The organism is Streptomyces sp. NPDC001020 (assembly GCF_053599115.1).
The window spans coordinates 13,958-27,422 of record NZ_JBSFLQ010000020.1 but is presented as its reverse complement, the minus strand read 5'-3'; the positions used below and the strand labels follow the sequence as shown (position 1 = coordinate 27,422).

General features: G+C 67.6%; 15 protein-coding genes and 2 pseudogenes. 8 read left to right on the top strand and 9 right to left on the bottom strand.

Going from position 1 to position 13,465, the window contains the following annotated elements; genetic code table 11:
• Window positions 1-618 precede the first annotated feature (618 nt).
• Both ACWDEX_RS20160 and ACWDEX_RS20155 read right to left on the bottom strand, forming a co-directional pair.
• The gene (locus ACWDEX_RS20160) at window positions 619-1,755 is read right to left on the bottom strand and encodes an MFS transporter (RefSeq protein WP_450465110.1); all 1,137 of its coding nucleotides are present in this window, start codon (window positions 1,753-1,755) and stop codon (window positions 619-621) included.
• Between the two features lie 80 nt (window positions 1,756-1,835).
• Window positions 1,836-2,165 carry a MazG-like family protein gene (locus ACWDEX_RS20155; protein WP_450464989.1) on the bottom strand — a complete coding sequence of 110 codons (330 nt, stop codon included), beginning with the start codon at window positions 2,163-2,165 and terminating at the stop codon, window positions 1,836-1,838.
• Between the two features lie 335 nt (window positions 2,166-2,500).
• On the opposite strand from ACWDEX_RS20155, the gene ACWDEX_RS20150 reads away from it, so the two are divergent.
• From ACWDEX_RS20150 to ACWDEX_RS20140, 3 genes and pseudogenes are all read left to right on the top strand, one after another.
• Complete coding sequence (locus ACWDEX_RS20150; protein ID WP_450464987.1) at window positions 2,501-2,875, top strand: PadR family transcriptional regulator; 375 nt, start codon at window positions 2,501-2,503, stop codon at window positions 2,873-2,875.
• Window positions 2,872-3,444, top strand: coding sequence for an HAAS signaling domain-containing protein (locus ACWDEX_RS20145; protein ID WP_450464986.1), 573 nt, complete (start codon window positions 2,872-2,874; stop codon window positions 3,442-3,444). Before ACWDEX_RS20150 ends, ACWDEX_RS20145 begins: the two co-directional genes overlap by 4 nt.
• Window positions 3,445-3,605: 161 nt before the next feature.
• A pseudogene (locus ACWDEX_RS20140) lies at window positions 3,606-4,216 on the top strand (MBL fold metallo-hydrolase).
• Window positions 4,217-4,430: 214 nt separating this feature from the next.
• Here ACWDEX_RS20140 and ACWDEX_RS20135 read toward each other — a convergent pair.
• Both ACWDEX_RS20135 and ACWDEX_RS20130 read right to left on the bottom strand, forming a co-directional pair.
• Window positions 4,431-4,745 carry a hypothetical protein gene (locus ACWDEX_RS20135; protein WP_450464984.1) on the bottom strand — a complete coding sequence of 105 codons (315 nt, stop codon included), beginning with the start codon at window positions 4,743-4,745 and terminating at the stop codon, window positions 4,431-4,433.
• A gap of 391 nt (window positions 4,746-5,136) precedes the next feature.
• Window positions 5,137-5,265, bottom strand: a complete 129-nt coding sequence (locus tag ACWDEX_RS20130) for a hypothetical protein (protein WP_450464982.1) — start codon at window positions 5,263-5,265, stop codon at window positions 5,137-5,139.
• Between the two features lie 92 nt (window positions 5,266-5,357).
• On the opposite strand from ACWDEX_RS20130, the gene ACWDEX_RS20125 reads away from it, so the two are divergent.
• On the top strand, window positions 5,358-5,771 hold the full coding sequence (locus tag ACWDEX_RS20125) for a transposase (protein ID WP_450464981.1): 414 nt from the start codon (window positions 5,358-5,360) through the stop codon (window positions 5,769-5,771).
• 177 nt (window positions 5,772-5,948) lie between these two features.
• On the opposite strand, the gene ACWDEX_RS20120 is transcribed toward ACWDEX_RS20125, so the two are convergent.
• Window positions 5,949-6,554 (bottom strand): TetR/AcrR family transcriptional regulator, encoded by a 606-nt coding sequence (locus ACWDEX_RS20120; RefSeq protein WP_450464979.1) that lies wholly within the window; start codon window positions 6,552-6,554, stop codon window positions 5,949-5,951.
• Window positions 6,555-6,600: 46 nt separating this feature from the next.
• On the opposite strand from ACWDEX_RS20120, the gene ACWDEX_RS20115 reads away from it, so the two are divergent.
• Window positions 6,601-7,065 (top strand): SRPBCC family protein, encoded by a 465-nt coding sequence (locus ACWDEX_RS20115; RefSeq protein ID WP_450464978.1) that lies wholly within the window; start codon window positions 6,601-6,603, stop codon window positions 7,063-7,065.
• A 261-nt stretch (window positions 7,066-7,326) separates the two neighbouring features.
• On the opposite strand, the gene ACWDEX_RS20110 is transcribed toward ACWDEX_RS20115, so the two are convergent.
• Together ACWDEX_RS20110 and ACWDEX_RS20105 are read right to left on the bottom strand one after the other, a co-directional pair.
• On the bottom strand, window positions 7,327-7,845 hold the full coding sequence (locus tag ACWDEX_RS20110) for an HD domain-containing protein (RefSeq protein ID WP_450464977.1): 519 nt from the start codon (window positions 7,843-7,845) through the stop codon (window positions 7,327-7,329).
• Between the two features lie 28 nt (window positions 7,846-7,873).
• Window positions 7,874-8,119: pseudogene (locus ACWDEX_RS20105) on the bottom strand (ATP-binding cassette domain-containing protein); the annotation flags it as partial.
• 339 nt (window positions 8,120-8,458) lie between these two features.
• Here ACWDEX_RS20105 and ACWDEX_RS20100 point away from each other — a divergent pair.
• A complete protein-coding gene (locus ACWDEX_RS20100; RefSeq protein ID WP_450464975.1) occupies window positions 8,459-9,364 on the top strand; it encodes a LuxR C-terminal-related transcriptional regulator in 906 nt (301 codons plus the stop codon).
• A gap of 116 nt (window positions 9,365-9,480) precedes the next feature.
• Here ACWDEX_RS20100 and ACWDEX_RS20095 read toward each other — a convergent pair whose 3' ends face one another.
• Window positions 9,481-10,701, bottom strand: coding sequence for a hypothetical protein (locus ACWDEX_RS20095; RefSeq protein ID WP_450464974.1), 1,221 nt, complete (start codon window positions 10,699-10,701; stop codon window positions 9,481-9,483).
• Window positions 10,702-10,956: 255 nt separating this feature from the next.
• Window positions 10,957-11,829 carry an RNA polymerase sigma-70 factor gene (locus ACWDEX_RS20090; protein WP_450464973.1) on the bottom strand — a complete coding sequence of 291 codons (873 nt, stop codon included), beginning with the start codon at window positions 11,827-11,829 and terminating at the stop codon, window positions 10,957-10,959.
• 257 nt (window positions 11,830-12,086) lie between these two features.
• Here ACWDEX_RS20090 and ACWDEX_RS20085 point away from each other — a divergent pair, with 257 nt between their 5' ends.
• The gene (locus ACWDEX_RS20085; protein ID WP_450464972.1) at window positions 12,087-12,572 is read left to right on the top strand and encodes a carboxymuconolactone decarboxylase family protein; all 486 of its coding nucleotides are present in this window, start codon (window positions 12,087-12,089) and stop codon (window positions 12,570-12,572) included.
• Window positions 12,573-12,755: 183 nt separating this feature from the next.
• Window positions 12,756-13,388, top strand: a complete 633-nt coding sequence (locus ACWDEX_RS20080) for a glyoxalase (RefSeq protein ID WP_450464970.1) — start codon at window positions 12,756-12,758, stop codon at window positions 13,386-13,388.
• Window positions 13,389-13,465 lie beyond the last annotated feature (77 nt).

The following is a 13,465-nucleotide window of genomic DNA, read 5'->3' as shown; positions in this document are numbered from 1 at the left end:
CCGCGCATCAGAGGGCTGCGGTGGTGCGATGAAGCTGCGGTGGTGCGATGAAAGCGGGCGGCGGCCTGTTCGCCCGGGAATACGGGCATGACAGGATCAGGAAGTATTGGTGGCACGGTCGTACCTGGCCGTGCGTGTACTTCTTCCTAGGTCCGCTGCACCTGCAGTTGGTGAATGCCAGGGGTGTGGGCGAGAACGCCCGGTTCTCCACGGGCGGCTGGCGAGTCCGGCGACCAGGCCACGACGGTCATGTCCACCGCCAGGGACGACGGTACCGCCACTGGGGAGGTGAGGCTCACGACGGCACCAGCCGCTGGGCGGCAGTGTGTGTCTCCGGGGCCGTGTTCCATGTCGGCGCACGCGTGAACGGCATCTTCCGGGACCGTCGTTGCCGTGCTCATGCCCGGCATGGATGTGGTGGGAACAGAGACACCTCGTCGGCGGCGTGGGCGCACACCGGAAGCATCCACATCAGGACGGCGAGCAAAGCGGCACAGCGCAGCGCAAGAAAAGGGGCCGCACGCCATGCCGCACCCCGAAAGCTCTGCTGCCGGTGACTCATCGCGTAGATCGTAGCCACACCGTGCCAGGCCGGGGAGATCGGGCACCCTCGTGATGTCACCTTCTGGCAAGACGGCGTCGCACGACGTTGACCACCGGGCCGAGCGTGAGGGCGACCCCGAGAACGGCGTAGCCATGGGAAAGCGTCGTGAGGGAGGCAACCACCGCAACGAGCAACGGGCCGCCCGCGTCACCCAGTTCACGGCCGAGCTCGGCGGCACCCATGGTCTGCCCGAGCCGCTCCGTGGGGGTGCCGGCGGCCAGGGCGGCGAAGCCGAGCGGGGTGATCAGGCCGGTTCCGGCGCCGATCAGCGCAGCCGCCAGGAGCACCCCGGTAAGGCCTGGCAGCATGGCACACCCCAGTCCCGCAGCGGCAAGCAGCAGCCCTGCCACGATGCCCGAACGGGTCGTGAGCCGCCCGTGGTCCAGCGCCTGCCCGACCCGTGGCTGAACCACGGCCGCGCAGGCGGCCAGCACCGACACCGCGGCACCGGTGGCCACCGTGCCCAGACCGGCCGCCCGGCCGGATACCGGCAGGAATCCCACCCCGACCGACAGGGCTGCGGTCGCCGCGGCCAGCGCTGCGGTCGGGGCGAGGAACGCCGGGTCGACCAGCCGCCGGGCCAGGTCCAACACCGTCTGCCGGGCCTTCGGCAGCGGCGGTACGACCGGAACAGCGAGCAAGGACCACACGGCAACCGCCGCACCGAGTGCTGCGAGGACGGCGAACAGCAACCGCAGGCCCCCGGCCCACACCAGTACCCCGCCCAGCAGCGGGCCAAGGGTGTACCCGATCGACTTGTAGAAGCCGTAACTGCCGAACGCCCGCCCGTGCTTTGCCACCGGATTGAGCCGGGCGACCAACGCGGAGGCCGAAGGTGAGAAGGCGGAGGCCGCGGCACCCTGGCCGAGGCGGGCCGCCCACAGCCAGCCGGGGCTGTCCGCGACAACGTAGAGGGCGGATGCGCCGGCGAAGGCGGCGAGTCCGCCGAGCAGTACCGGGCGTGCGCCGATCCGGTCCGTGAGCGTGCCGAAGATCGGCTTGAGGACCACCTCGGCACCGTCGTACAGGGCCAGCAGCCCACCGAGCACCAGTAGCGAGGTAGCCGCGCCCACCGTGTGACCGCCGAGGTTGGCGGCAATCCCGTGCGCGCCGAAGGCGGTGGTGAAGCCCGCGGCGTACAAGGGCCACATCTGCCGCGCCGGAGCCGCCTGCATCGTGCGCGCCCTGCTCACCTCTCCCCCTCGCAGGCTTGTTGGCCGCCACCACGTCGTCACTTGGGGGATACCCGCTCGACCAGGCGAGCGAGCCGGTTGTCGAGAGCCTTCTCCGGGTCCGCCGAACACGTCGACAGCGCAACCATGGCCGTCACGATGACGTCGCACAACTCCTTCTCGACGTCATCCCAGGTATGAGACGCGCCCTTGCGCGGATTGGCGCCGAGCGCGCCGTGGACGGCTTCGGCGACCTCGCCGAACTCCTCGCCGATCTTGAGTACGCGCAGCAGGCGCACCATGTCCGGGTTCGTCGCCTCATCCGCGTTGGCATCCAGCCAGTCCCGCAGCCAGGTGACCCGGTCCCAGGTCAGGGCGTCGCCGTCCATCAGGTTCTCCTCGTACGTTGAAGGGGCAGAGCGGCACAGGCGCCCAGTGCGCGGTCCCGGCCGGGGCGGCCACTGTCAGCGGCGCAAGGGGGCGCAGGGCGAGCGATACGGGCTGAGTCGCGAATGGAGAGGCCGACACCCTGCCGTGGGGCAACGGCTTGATGAGCGACCACAGTTCATCCGACACGACCCGTGGCCGCGACTCCCCCTTCCCCACGAACAGCCCAACGACCAGGCCAGCCAACAGTCACATGCTCAACGACTTCTGTCAGGGCCTCCAGAGGGAAACCACATCTCCTCTCCCATACACTTGTCCGCCTGGTACCTTGCATCACATGGAACCAGGTGATGCGACCAAGCAGACCCGGGCAGCCACCCAGCTACGCAAGGGTGTCTTGGAGTACTGCGTCCTCGCCCTGATGCGGGACCGCCCCCGCTACGGCGTGGAACTCCTCCGCGCTTTGGAGGACTCCGGTGCCCTGGCCACCAGCCAGGGCACGGTCTACCCCCTGCTCTCCCGGCTCCGCCGCGACGAACTGGTCACTACCACCTGGCAGGAGTCCGCCTCCGGACCACCCCGTCGGTACTACGCCCTCACCGACAGCGGCCGGGCCGCACTCGAAGAGTTCACCCGCGTCTGGCCCGGCTTCCGTAACGCCGTCGACGCCTTCCTGACCACCCCGCCCCCCTCCACCGGAGACCTCGCATGAAGACCTCTGCCGACCCCGTACGCGACTACCTCTCCGCCGTCGAGCGCGAGGCCTCCACACTCCCCGCCGACCGTCGCCAGGAACTCCTCGCCGACCTCGCCGAACACATCGAGGTGACGCGCGCCGAACGCCCCGACGCCGCGCTCGGCGAGGTCCTGGCAGAACTGGGGGACCCTCGCACGATCGCGGCGACGGCGCTGGCCGAGGCAGGGAGCGGGGCCACCGAGGCCCCGGCCCGGCGCGGCAAAGTACACCCCCTCGTCCCGCTCCTGATGCTCACCCTCTCGCTGCCCTTCATGATGGTCTTCCCCGACCACCCCGGCCCGCTGATAGGCGTCCTGTTCCGCATCACCGGCGCGGTGCTTCTCTGCACCTCAGTGCATTGGGTGGCCGTCCAGAAGACCACCGGCATCATGCTTACCGCCGTCCTGCCCACTGCCGTCATCATCACCTGGAACCTGTCCAACGGCGGCTCTGCGGGCAACACCCCGGCTCTCCTGGCCAACCTGGCGTTGCTCGCCCTACTGGCCGGCACGGCAACTTGGCTCTGGCGGGTCCGCCGCGCCTGAGGCGCTGTCTGTCACTCAGGCCGGTACGAGGCAGAACTCGAAAAACCACATCGGAGCCACTCGTCTAGCATCACGGGATGCGTGATGAGCGTCTTCGCCCAACGGTCCTGGGATGCGCAACGCCGTAACCGAGCGTGGACAACCCTTGTTCGGGCTATCTGATGTCAAGCGGCGGCACCCGGATCTGGATGGATGCGGGGAGCGGGACACTCGGCCCGCTCCAGCGGCACGTGCGGCTGGACGAACTCGACGCATCTGGATTTCCCACCTGCACGCCGATCACAGCGCGGACCTGTTCACCGCGTACTACGGTGCACTGTACGCGGACATTCGTCTGGCGGCGCCGATTCCCCTCTATGGCCCACCGGGAATCGCCGACCGACTGGCCGGGTCCCTCACCAACACGCCGGCCTGCAGCCCGATCGAATCCGCCTTTGTCATCACCGAGTTGCACGAGGGACATCAGGCGACCATTGGCTCGCTGCTGCTGACCAGCCGTGCGGTGGCGCACGACATGCTGTGCGAGGCCGAGAGCGCACAGGCGCCAACTGAGGGCGACCGGGTGCACCACACACCCGAGGACGCCGGCGACACCGCTCGCATGGCCCGGGCAGGTCGGCTGATCGTCACGCATGTCGACCGCTTCCTCACCCCGCAGCAGGCGGTGGCACGCGCCTCGACCCGGTTCGACGGTCCTGTCGACTACGCCGCCCCCGGCGCCACCTTCACGACCGATCAGGAAACGACCGCCTCGGTGTGCTCGAGGAGCTGACTGCGTTCGAAGACGGCTCCGGCGCACGTTCACTCCAAAAGAACCAGCCAGAAGACGATTGTTGTCCCAGTTCAGCAGAAGGACGCACGGAAGGGGCCGAAGACCGCAATGAACGGTCTTCGGCCCCGGCCAATGCAGCGACCATGCTGACTAGGACGACGGATGACAGAGGGTGCGGTCGGCCTCCATGTCACAGCACCCCATCCAAGTCGGTCTAGCGGTGGCCGAAGTAGTGGCGGTGATCGTGATCCCGGTACCGGTCTCCGTACCAGCCGTGGTACCGGTCCCAGGGCCGGTCGTTGTACCAGCCGGGGTACCAGTGCGGGTGGTGGTACCGGCCGTGGTGCCGGTGGTACCAGTCGCCGTAGCGGCCGTCGTGGTCGTGGCCACTCCTGACGTCCAGGTGGTAACTCCTCCCGTTGTCGCGGTCATGGCCGACGGCCATGGCCGGCATGGCCGCCGCGCCGACGAGGGCGCCGGTAGCCGCTAGGGCGGCGATCAGGCGAGCCGCCGTACGAGAAACAGACATGAATCTGTCCCCTCACACTTGTGCACACCCACCCTGGTCAGGGTCGGATGTGCAATCCGAATTCCCGGCTCACTGCCGAGGCCCCACACTGTGGCCCTCCACGGCGACGCCAGCTCGACAAAAGGATTCGCGTTACAAAACACAGACGTATCCGTAACTGTCCCTTGTACCGGCCATCGACTTGAGAGGGAGTCGGTCCGTCGACCTGTCGCCACTCCGAACCACGCTGCGATCAGGAGGAACATGGCTGACGGCTCGTGACGCCCTTGGTGGCCTTGCTGCGTCGGCTCATGCGAATGGCCCAATAGCTTCGGTAACAGTCGGGCTCCTCCATTCGGGGGACCGTTTCCAGGGCGGTTGCAAAGTCTGACTGTTCGCGCGTCCGTGCTGGTCAGCGGAGTCCGAGGAGGGCCAGGGGACGGGTGAACGGCTCGTAGGACATCTCGCGGAGTCCGGCGGCAATGTTGTGGTGTCCGGCGGCTCGGAGGCAGTTGATCGCGAAGCTGCGCAGAGTGGCCATGTTCTCCGGACCATGCTCGGTGTAGACGGGCCCTCCACCTTGATCGTGGACACCTTGACACTGAATCTTGAATTCAGGGAGAGGAGTCCCGAGTGGGTACCTACAAGTACTCGGCGGAGTTCCGGGCCGACGCGGTGGCGCTGGCCCGTTCGTCGGGCCGGCCCGTCTCACGCATCGCCGCCGAACTCGGCGTGAACCACGAGACGCTGCGGCAGTGGATCAAGACCGCGGAGAACGCCGCCCAGGCGGTGCCCGATCTGCTGCGGCGGAACTTCACCGCGTCCGCCGCCGACCGGGCGTGGGTCGGTGACATCACCTATCTGCCCATCGCCGGCGAGAAATTCCTGCATCTGGCCACCGTCATCGACGTGTTCTCCCGTCGCCTGCTGGGCTGGTCGATGATCAACTACGCTGGCCATCGCTGCATGACAACCGGTGTCCACGATCAAGGTGGAAGCCCCCCCTCCTCGCCGACACCCCGGGCATACACATCTCCGTCGCCGTGAAGTCGGCACCTCGGACGATCCGCTACTGAGGAACGCTGGAGCGGCTCGCGCCGTGACGGCAGCTTCGCAGGCGCCTCGGTCAGCATGCTGTCCAGTTACGCCGACCACAGGTCACCTTGTGGCCCGGACAGGCCTGGTTTGACCATCTCCCGTTGGTTGGCCTGATCGGCAACTCCGTTACTTGGAGCCGTAGTACAGGCTGAGGAATTCCTCCATCGCCTCGTCGACACCGTCGCGGTCGCCGGTGGCGAGCAGGTCGAGCAGCAGACCGCGGACGGTGGCGAGTCCCAGCCTGGCACGATTCCGGGCCACGACAGGGTCCGCCCCCGCGGCGATCTCCACGGCCACGAGCGGTTCCAGCCAGTCCGCCACGAGCCCCTCCAAGATCGGGACAGCCTCGGGGCGACCTCGCAGCGCATGCCCGCAGATTTCGAAGAAGAGCCGCTCCTGACCTGCCAGCCGAGGGTTCGTCAACTGCCGCCACAGCCGCCGCGCGAAATCGGCGGGCGAGAGACCGGGCTCGAGGCGGAGTCGGGACAGCAGCTCGCGCTGGCGATGCTCCGACGTCCGAACGATCTCGACGAGCAGCTGCTCCTTGGAGCCGAAGTAGTGGATCAGCATGCGATGACTGACACCGATCGCGGCGCCAAGGCGGCGCAGGCTCAGGTCCGCGATGCCGTGTGCCGCAACGTGGTCGACGGCCGCGTCCAGTAGTTGAGCACGTCGGTCCCCGTCAGTGCCGTGCGCGGCCTCGTCCTCGGGATTGTCATCCGTGTTACCCACGTCGTGACTGTACCAATTGGTACATGACCTATGTACCGTGTGGTACATGAGGTCTGTCACCGTGTCGATCGACGTGCCACAGACGCCCGAGCAGGTCTATGACTTCCTCGATGTCATGGCTCACCACGAGCGGTTCACCAACCACTACCTGACCAACTGGCGTTACAGCGGCCCCAGCCGCGGCCCAGGATCGTGCGCCACGGTCACCGCCGCGCTGGGCGGCACGAAGACCGAGGTCACCATGGAGGTCGTCGAGATCGACGCACCGCGGTGCATCGTCGAACAGAACATCAGCGCGCGCGGCAGGCGCCGGGCCCACGGCACCTACACCATCGAACCGCTACCCACCGGTGGGAGTCACGTCTCGTTCACCTATGCCTGGGTGCTCGCCCCTCTGGCCGACCGCCTACTGGCACCCGTCGTCCGGGCCACGATGCAGCGTGCCAACCGCACGGTCATGCAACGCCTGGCCGCCGAGTTGGCTCGCCACGTGTCTGCTGCCGGTTCCTGACGTCGATACATGTCGGCTCTTCCACCCCGCGCATACCCAAGCCCGAGGCGTCTTTGCCTACACCGGGCACCGAGCCGCCGGATCCCAGTTCGAGGGCGGTCACCTTGTCCAACGCTCCGGGACCCTCGCGGCGTGACCGATGCCGCGGGGGCCGGCCGACCGCCAGGCGCGGGACCGCTGCCCGACGTGGGCACGCTATGGCGGGAGAGAAGGTCGGACGGCAGACCAGCTCCGCATGGACCTACTCGGCGTCGCAGTCGTTCATGACGCAGCCCGCTCGCGGAGTTCGTCGAGGAGCGCCGGGTTGACGATCGAAACGATGGTCTCGATCTGATCGGGATCGACCGTGGGCCACAGGATGTCCCGCGCGGCCCGGTACTTCTCGGCGAGACGTGCCCGCCGCTCCGGGGGAAGTTGGGCGGCGCGGTCGCGGAGGGAGTTGTGAGCGTTGTCGGCGATCTTGACCAGGGTGGCGTGTTGGCGGGAGGTAATGCGCCGGATCTTCTCGTCGTAGGGGACGCCAGGGGTGTTGGTGACGTCCTCGACGATTCCGACGACCCGATTCGGGACGCCGAGGGCGCGGAGTTGTTCGGCGGTGCAGTCGGTGTCCTCGAGGACATCATGGAGCAGGCCGGCCATTTCCAGGTCCGGGCCGAACGGTGCGAGCCCGGCGGCGACGGCACGGACGTGGTCGACGTACTGCACGCCGATCTTGTCGACCTGTCCGGCGTGCGCTCTGTCCGCGATCGCTTCGACTTCGGCGACGGTCGCTTCTCTCATGATCCCCTCTCACAAAGCCAGCCAATGCCTATGCTGCCGGAGGCTGGGACGGCGAGCCAATCCCCAGGCTCCTCGTCCCACAACTCGCGCCGGTCACGAGCACGAGCGCGCCCTCGTAGCCGACCAGTGCCTCCTCCAGCTCCTCCACCAGGGCGGGAGAGAGGTGGTTGGTGGGCTCGTCGAGCAGCAGCAGATCCATCGGTTCGCTCACGAGCCGGGCCAGCTCGATGCGCCGCCGCTGGCGGTACGAGAGTTCACCGATCCGCAGGCGCAGGGGACCCCAGCGGCGATGGCAATCGTTTATCGAGGGCCTCGGTTGCAGCAAGAAGCGCGCTCCCCTGATGGAAGAAGTTGTCTCCCTGTCAGTGGTCAGTGACCCTTGCCTGGTGAACCCGGGGTGGCCGGGCCATGCGGAGTCCGACCCTTTCCTTCTCGCCATCAAGGTGATCATGTGATGCTACTCTGCGATCTTCAGCAGACGGGCAGTCGCCGTAGAAATGGAGTCAGCAGGCGGTGCCGTCAAGTGCCGCCGGGTTGGGGGGACATGCGCCAACTGCGCCCACTACAGGTTCTTGGTCTCTCTGCGACAGCGGAGGCTGTCTACCTCGCGCTCGTGGAACAGGGTCCGCAGACCCTGATCGAGCTCACCGGCCTGCCGACGCTGGTCGGGTCGCCTCTCGAAGGCCTCCAGCAAGCAGTCACCGAGCTCAGCGACATCGGTCTGGTGTCACGCACGGACGACAGGCTGACCGCTCAGCCTCCTCGCGCGATGTTGGAGGCTGTCGCCGAGCAACGCGCGCGCGAAGCCCGGCTCGCGTACGAGAGCGCGACGGCCCTGTCGCGGTTCTGGCTCAACCACACCGCAGGGTCGAGCTATGTGGAGGTCGTCGACACTTCCGGCAGGCCCGAGACGGTTCAGCTACGCGCGCACAGCGAAGCCGTGAAGGAGGTGCGCGCGCTCTCGATCGGGCCGGTGGGCGCGGGCGATCGTGTACCAGAGGTGGGCCCCGGAACGTTGGACGCTCTGGACCGTGGGATCGCCCACCGGGTGGTGTACAGCGCCAACATCCTGCAGGATCCCAAGGCCCTGGAGGTGGCGCACAAGTGTGTCGGCCACGGGGAGCAGGCGCGGGTCTTCCCCGACGTCGCGCTGAACCTCCTCGTCTGCGACGACCGCTTCGCCGTGGTATCCGTCACCGCGCCGGACCTCATGGGACACCACAGCATCGTCGTCCAGCCGTCGGGGCTCCTGGACGGGCTGATCGGTGTCTTCGAGTCGTACTGGCGGATGGCCGTTCCGCTCCCCCCGGCCGGTGATGTTGTCGAGAGCGAGGCCAGTCCTGAGGGCCGGCAGCTCCTGAGCTACCTCAGTGCCGGGCTGACCGACGAGTCGATCGCCCGGGAGCTCGGGGTGAGTGAGCGGACCGTCGCCCGACGCATCGCCCGCCTGCAGGAGATGCTCGGCGCCCAGACCCGGTTCCAGCTCGGTGTCCAGGCCAGCCGCCGCGGCTGGCTGTGAACCACGGCCCTGGCCGGGCCGTGCAATGGGCGCGCGGGACGGGCCGGTGCATGATCCGGCCCGCCCCGCGCGGGTCTTCAGCCGCTCAGGCGATCAACGCCCTGCGGCCGCAGCCGTCACTTGGCGTCCGGCTTGACCAGGTCAGGGAGCTTGGCCTCGAACAGCTCGTCGAACTTGAGCGAAGGCAGGATGTGCCCCTGGTTCGCAGCGTCGTTGGCCACGCCCGCTGCCCAAGTGGACGAGGCAAGGCGCTGGTTCGGCGTGCCGTGGTGACCCGAGCTGCTGAAGCTGCAGTCGCCGACCTGGTAGAACGACTTCTCGGACTTGAGGAGCCGGGCGGCGTTCAGCGCCTCGCCACGGGCGTGGGTCAGGTAGTACGTCCCGAAGGCGTCGGCCATGAGCTCGGTACGGCGGGTGGCCTCCGGACCGGTCAGGTCGCTCTCGAAGAGATTCTTCTGGTATTGCACGTGGTGGCCGAACTCGTGGCCCTCGATAGCCCGCGGCGCCACATCGCCCAGACCCACCGCGGTCATGCCCTGCAGGATGCCGTCGCCCATGATGATCCGGTCGGAGACGCCGAGGGGCTCCGGGTCGTCCCGGTCGCTGTAGGCAAAGGCGTTGAAGGAGAAGATCGGGTTTGCGCCACCCTGGAGAGCCGGTTCGGAGTCGACGAGCTCGATGAACAGCTCGGCCAGGTCGGCATTGTCCTCGGGCGTCCCGCCGTACAGCACGGAGAGCGTGCGGGCGAGCCGCTCGGGGCTGGAGTAGACGTCTGCCCCGTGCATGGGAACCAGCTGGATGCCCGCCGAGTCGATGTCCCAGAAGCGCTTGAGGTTCTTCATCTCGGAGGTGAGCGTCTGCGTGTACTCACCCTTGACGCCGAAGGTGTTCGACGCCGACTCCTTACCGAAGACCAGCGCGTCGTAGGTCGGGAAGTCAAAGCCGCCGAAGAGCGCGAGGATGAAGATGGTGAAAGGGTCCTCGACGCCATCGAGGAGAGAGTTGGCGTACGTCGTCAGTTCGGTCTGCTGGCACTGGTAGTCGCCGGGGTTGATCGCACTGTCGCGGATCTCGCTCCACTGCGACTCACCCAGGCCGTACTTCGCACGGGCTGCGCTGACACGGGACTCCCAGTCAGCGGGCAGCTTGGCCAGGATCCTGTCGACGAGGGCCTTGGTCTGCGGGTCCAAGTTGGAGGTGTCGATGGCCGACTGCAGCGACTGGCTGGCGACGGTCGCGGTCCTGGGCGCATCGGCGGCGTGCGCGGGAAGCGCCATACCGAGGGCACAGGACGCAGCGATCGCCAGGCTCGCCGCCGCAGAGAGGGTCTTCTTCACAGGGACTCCTTTCGAGGGTGCCCGGTAGGGCATCCGCGGGCGAGGCCCAGTTTGTAAGTCCAACTGCCAATTAGTGAACGGGCGTTCACTGTCTGAAACCGGCATGTCTGGAACCTGACAACTCGCTGTGCGCCATGCGCCACCCAGCGAAATACTCAACCGGGATTCCTGCCAAGGTCGGTTGCCGGGTGGGCGAGGCCGCGAACGGCCGGCCGACGCAATCGCGGGCAGAGACGCGTGCGCCGAGGGTGTTTTTCAGACTGAGCGGCTCACCGTGGTCTCCCGCTCGATCCATGACAGCTTCTCAGGGTTGCGTACGGCGTAGAGCCCGGTGATGAGGCCGTCGTCGATGCGCAAGGCCAGGACGGAGTCGATCTCGCCGCCCAGCCGGAGGATCAGCGCCGGATGCCCGTTGACCTGCGCAGGCTGCAGCGATACCGCGCCGGAGATCCTGCCCAGCACTTGGGTCACCCGATCGGCCCCCACGACGGGCTCCAGCGCCGCCCGAACGACTCCGCCACCGTCGGTCAGCAGGACGATGTCCGGAGCGATCATGTCGAGCAGTCCCTGCAGATCGCCCGTTTCGACCGCTCGTTGGAACGCCTGAAGTGCGTCCTGCGTTTCGGTCGGGGAGACGGCCCCACGCGGGCGACGCGCCGCGACGTGGGCCCGCGCCCGGTGGGCGATCTGGCGGACCGCGGCCGGACTCTTGTCGACCGCTGCCGCGATCTCGTCGTAGTCCAGGTCGAACACCTCACGCAGCACGAACACCGCCCGCTCGGTCGGGCTGAGCGTCTCCAGCACCAGCAGCATCGCCATCGAGACGCTGTCCGCCAACTCGACGTCCTCGGCCACGTCGGGCGCGGTCAGCAGCGGCTCAGGCAACCAGGGGCCGACGTAGGACTCCTTGCGCCGACGGAGCGTACGCAGCCGCCCCAGCGCCTGGCGCGTGGTGATCCGAACCAGGTACGCACGCTGCTCCCGCACCGCGTCGAGGTCGACGCCCACCCACCGCAGCCAGACCTCCTGCAGGACGTCCTCCGCGTCGGCCACCGAGCCGAGCATCTCGTAGGCAACCGTGAACAGTAGGTTGCGGTGGGCGACGAACGCCTTGGTGGCGGAGTCCATGCGGCCTTCATGAGCACGGCGCTCGCCTGTGTCAGTGGTTCGCTCGCTGCTCTCACTCAAGGCCGGCTCCTGCCTGTTCGCTTTCGACCGTGTCACGCACAAGACACCGGACCCGGCCTTTTTGTGACAGCCATGGGCGATGACCTACGTCACACAGCCGTGCTGTCACAGGGTCCGATTGGCCGGCATCTCATGTTCGTCAGGATGCCGGGCGGACAATCCGCGCGGCCCACCACGGCAGGGATGAGGACGAAGACATGGAACCCCGTATCAATCTGATGGCCAACAAGGTCGGCGCCAAGGTCGGCAAGCGGATCTACAACGTCAGCCTGGCGATCCAGGAGTCGTCTCTGCCCAAGGCCCTGCAGCAGTTGGTGGAGCTGCGCGCCAGCCAGATCAACGGCTGCGGTTGGTGTGTCGATGTGCACACCAAGGAGGCCGCGGCCGCTGGTGAGACCGCGGTCCGACTCAACCTGGTCGCCGCCTGGCGCGAGTCCACCGTGTTCACCGAGGCCGAGCGGGCCGCGCTGGCGCTCGCCGAGGAAGGCACCCGGCTCGCCGACGCCCACCAAGGCGTGTCGGACGAGACCTGGGCCCAGGTGTGCAAGCACTACGACGAGGACCAGATCGCCGCACTGGTCTCCCTGGTCGCGATGATCAACGCCGCCAATCGTCTCGGCGTGATCACGCGCACGCGGGGAGGTTCCTACGCACCTGGCATGTTCGCCGGCATGGAGAGCTGATCCGCAGATCAATTGTGGCCCGGACCCAGGATCGTGCTCCACGAACCCGGGGCCGGGCCCGGCCATGTCGACGCGACTGGACCATGGGTGTACGAGCGGGTCTGACACCCCTTCGAAACGGGTGACGGTATCGAGCAGGAATGGAGAAGCCCCGGCAGATGAGCCGCAGTTAGCGTGTTCGTCATGACCTCCTTCGAATCTGTCACCCTCGAGGTGGCCGACCCCACGGCTGCCGACCGCTTCTACACCGCCGCTTTCGGATTGGGCTCACGGGTACGCCTGCGGGCCTCCGAGGCACCTACGACCGGCTTCCGAGGGTTCACGCTGGCACTCACGGTGGCGCAGCCGGCCACCGTCAACGGCTTCATCGAGGCTGCCCTCGACGCCGGCGCCACGTCACTGAAGCCGGCCTCGAAGTCGCTATGGGGCTACGGCGGCGTCGTACAGGCGCCAGACGGGACGATCTGGAAGGTCGCGACATCGTCGAAGAAGGACACCGGCCCGGCCACCCGGGAGATCGACGAGTTCGTGCTCCTGCTGGGAGTCGAGGACGTGAAGGCGAGCAAGCGGTTCTACGTCGAGCAGGGCCTGGCCGTGGCGAAGAGCTTCGGCAGCAAGTACGTCGAGTTTGCGGCTGCTGAGTCGAGTCCCGTCAAACTGGCGCTGTACAAGCGCCAAGGCCTGGCCAAGGATGTCGGCGTCCCCGCAGACGGCACCGGATCGCACCGGGTCGTACTCGGCGGCGCTGCCGCGCCTTTCACCGACCCGGACGGGTTCGCCTGGGAGTCCACCTCGCTTGTGCCCACGGCGTCCTGATCTGTCGGCCCCTCGTGCGTCGCGTCGTACGGCCCGATCGACCGCCACACCCGAACGCCGACTCCCGGCCTCGGCCT

Bases quoted from the DNA above. Each gene is read 5' to 3' on its own strand.
- ACWDEX_RS20160 (WP_450465110.1), bottom strand. From the start codon at position 1,755: ATGTGGCCCTTGTACGCCGCGGGCTTCACCACCGCCTTCGGCGCGCAC.
- ACWDEX_RS20155 (WP_450464989.1), bottom strand. From the start codon at position 2,165: ATGGACGGCGACGCCCTGACCTGGGACCGGGTCACCTGGCTGCGGGAC.
- ACWDEX_RS20150 (WP_450464987.1), top strand. From the start codon at position 2,501: ATGGAACCAGGTGATGCGACCAAGCAGACCCGGGCAGCCACCCAGCTA.
- ACWDEX_RS20145 (WP_450464986.1), top strand. From the start codon at position 2,872: ATGAAGACCTCTGCCGACCCCGTACGCGACTACCTCTCCGCCGTCGAG.
- ACWDEX_RS20135 (WP_450464984.1), bottom strand. From the start codon at position 4,745: ATGTCTGTTTCTCGTACGGCGGCTCGCCTGATCGCCGCCCTAGCGGCT.
- ACWDEX_RS20130 (WP_450464982.1), bottom strand. From the start codon at position 5,265: ATGGCCACTCTGCGCAGCTTCGCGATCAACTGCCTCCGAGCCGCCGGA.
- ACWDEX_RS20115 (WP_450464978.1), top strand. From the start codon at position 6,601: ATGAGGTCTGTCACCGTGTCGATCGACGTGCCACAGACGCCCGAGCAG.
- ACWDEX_RS20110 (WP_450464977.1), bottom strand. From the start codon at position 7,845: ATGAGAGAAGCGACCGTCGCCGAAGTCGAAGCGATCGCGGACAGAGCG.
- ACWDEX_RS20090 (WP_450464973.1), bottom strand. From the start codon at position 11,829: ATGGACTCCGCCACCAAGGCGTTCGTCGCCCACCGCAACCTACTGTTC.
- ACWDEX_RS20085 (WP_450464972.1), top strand. From the start codon at position 12,087: ATGGAACCCCGTATCAATCTGATGGCCAACAAGGTCGGCGCCAAGGTC.
- ACWDEX_RS20080 (WP_450464970.1), top strand. From the start codon at position 12,756: ATGACCTCCTTCGAATCTGTCACCCTCGAGGTGGCCGACCCCACGGCT.